Origin of the sequence: Steroidobacter sp. (genome assembly GCF_016790065.1) — a bacterium.
Classification (GTDB): Bacteria; Pseudomonadota; Gammaproteobacteria; order Steroidobacterales; family Steroidobacteraceae; genus Steroidobacter.
Window position 1 is genome coordinate 1 of record NZ_JAEUPY010000368.1, and the last position, 1,866, is coordinate 1,866.

3 protein-coding genes are annotated in these 1,866 nt (G+C 62.2%); all 3 read left to right on the forward strand.

What is annotated here, in order from left to right; genetic code table 11:
- Positions 1–197, forward strand: a 197-nt coding sequence (locus JNL55_RS15225) for a hypothetical protein (RefSeq protein ID WP_293854985.1), incomplete at its 5' end; no start/stop codon positions are given.
- A 23-nt stretch (positions 198–220) separates the two neighbouring features.
- Entirely contained in the window at positions 221–997 is a 777-nt protein-coding gene (locus JNL55_RS15230; protein WP_293854989.1) for an SDR family oxidoreductase, read from the forward strand.
- 193 nt (positions 998–1,190) lie between these two features.
- Positions 1,191–1,763: an RNA polymerase sigma factor gene (locus JNL55_RS15235; protein ID WP_293854992.1), complete on the forward strand. Its 573-nt coding sequence runs from the start codon at positions 1,191–1,193 to the stop codon at positions 1,761–1,763.
- Positions 1,764–1,866: the final 103 nt, after the last annotated feature.

Below are 1,866 nucleotides of genomic sequence, written 5' to 3' on the forward strand. Positions count from 1 at the left end.
GTCGCTTCGCAGGGCTGGCGTCCGGGGTGATTGCCTTCGATGCCAGCGTGCTCGTCGCCATGGATCAAACCAAGCTGGCGCTCAACGAAGAGCCGCAGGAACGCCAGGAAATGATCACCGGTCTGCATGCCACTGGCGATCACGTGGTTGCGGAATGGGTGGCGCGCGCCGCGCGCGAAGCTGGCTTGGACCCGTAGTCATTCGCTTCATGGACCGGCGCTTGCAACACCAACAACAAAACCGCGGTACAGAGTTTCATGGGCGGGTTGCCTTGGTGACCGGTGCCGCGCAGGGGATGGGATTTGCGATGGCGTGCCGCTTGGCGGCGGCAGGCGCACGCGTGGCAATGAACGATTCGAATGCAACGGCCCTCGCTGCAGCCGTCGCGGACTTGCGGCAGCAGGGCGCCGATGCGCTGGCAATCCCCGCCGATGTGACAATCGAGACAGAGGTGCGCCGTATGTTTGCAACTGTGCTCGAACAGTTCGGCGCGTTGGACATCCTGATCAACAACGCCGGTGTCTTGAGGCCGACACGGTGTGAACAGATCGCGACACAGGAGTGGGATCTGGTGCTGGACACCAACTTGAAGGGCACGTTTCTGTGCTGTCGCGAAGCCATTCCGCTGTTGCGTCGATCCGAGGCCGGCCGCATCGTCAATCTGTCTTCGACGGCGGGTAAGAGCGTGAGCACGATTGGCGGGGCGCACTACACCGCAGCTAAAGCTGGCGTGCTCGGGCTAACGCGACATCTGGCGAAAGAGCTTGGCCACGAGCGCATCACCGTCAATGCAGTGTGTCCCGGGCTGATCGATACCGAGATGGTTCGAGGCACGATCGCGGCAGCGAGCATCGCCGCGTATGCCAGTTCGTTCCCGCTGCAGCGACTGGGCGAGCCCGCCGAAATTGCCGAGCTCGTGGCATTCCTGGCCAGTGACCGAGCCGCCTATATCACCGGCGCCTCTCTGGATATCAACGGCGGCGATCTCACCATCTGAACTGGATGATGTCGGCATCAGCCCGTCGACGTTGCCCGGGACCGCGCTGCCCCGGCGTCAGGCGCTTCCCAGGCCATCGTCATTTTGACTGAAACGCTCGAAATCGCTTTTTCCTCCATCGCCGTAGGAAAATACTCTGGAACGAGCGCAGTTGATTTCATTCGTGCTGGCGCTGGCGTAATGTCGCCGGCGCATGTCCGCTCCGCTCAATGATTGGTTTACGCGCGAAATCCTGCCGCACGAGGAGGCGCTGCTACGCTATCTGGCGCGGATCTGTCCCAACCCGGCCGATATCCAGGATATTCGCCATGATGCCTATGTGCGCATCCTGCAGGCGGCGGACCGCTACCAGCCCATTGCTCCCAAAGCATTGCTGTTTCAAACGGCGCGCCGCCTGGTCATCGACCGGGCGCGCCGGCGTCGCATCGTACCCATCGACTTGAAGGGCGATCTCGACGAACTCAACCTGCTGGTGGACGGGGTGACGCCGGAGCGGCGTCTGAGCATTCGGCAGCAGCTCATTGCTGTGACTGCGGCTTTCAATGGCTTGCCGGAGCGCTGCCGGGAAGCGCTGTGGTTGCGGAAGATCGAAGGTTGTTCGCAAAAAGAAATCGCGGCGCGCCTGGGAGTCAGCGAAGCGACGGTGGAGAAGCATTTGATGCGCGGTGTTCGTTTGCTGGCGGATTTCTTGTCCGAGCGGCGCCTGACGGAAGATAAGAAGCCAGGAGCGAGCGGCGCGGCTGATGGAGTGGTGTATGGAGAATGACGCAGCAGGGCTGAGAGAAACGGCCGAAGCGGCCGCCGCGGCTTGGTTGGTTCGACGCGAATCCGATGCCTGGAACGAGGCTACCGAAGCGCAGCTGCAAGCC

What these genes read in the sequence shown, in the direction of transcription:
- JNL55_RS15235 (WP_293854992.1), top strand. Translation starts at nt 1,191, where the DNA reads ATGTCCGCTCCGCTCAATGATTGGTTTACGCGCGAAATCCTGCCGCAC.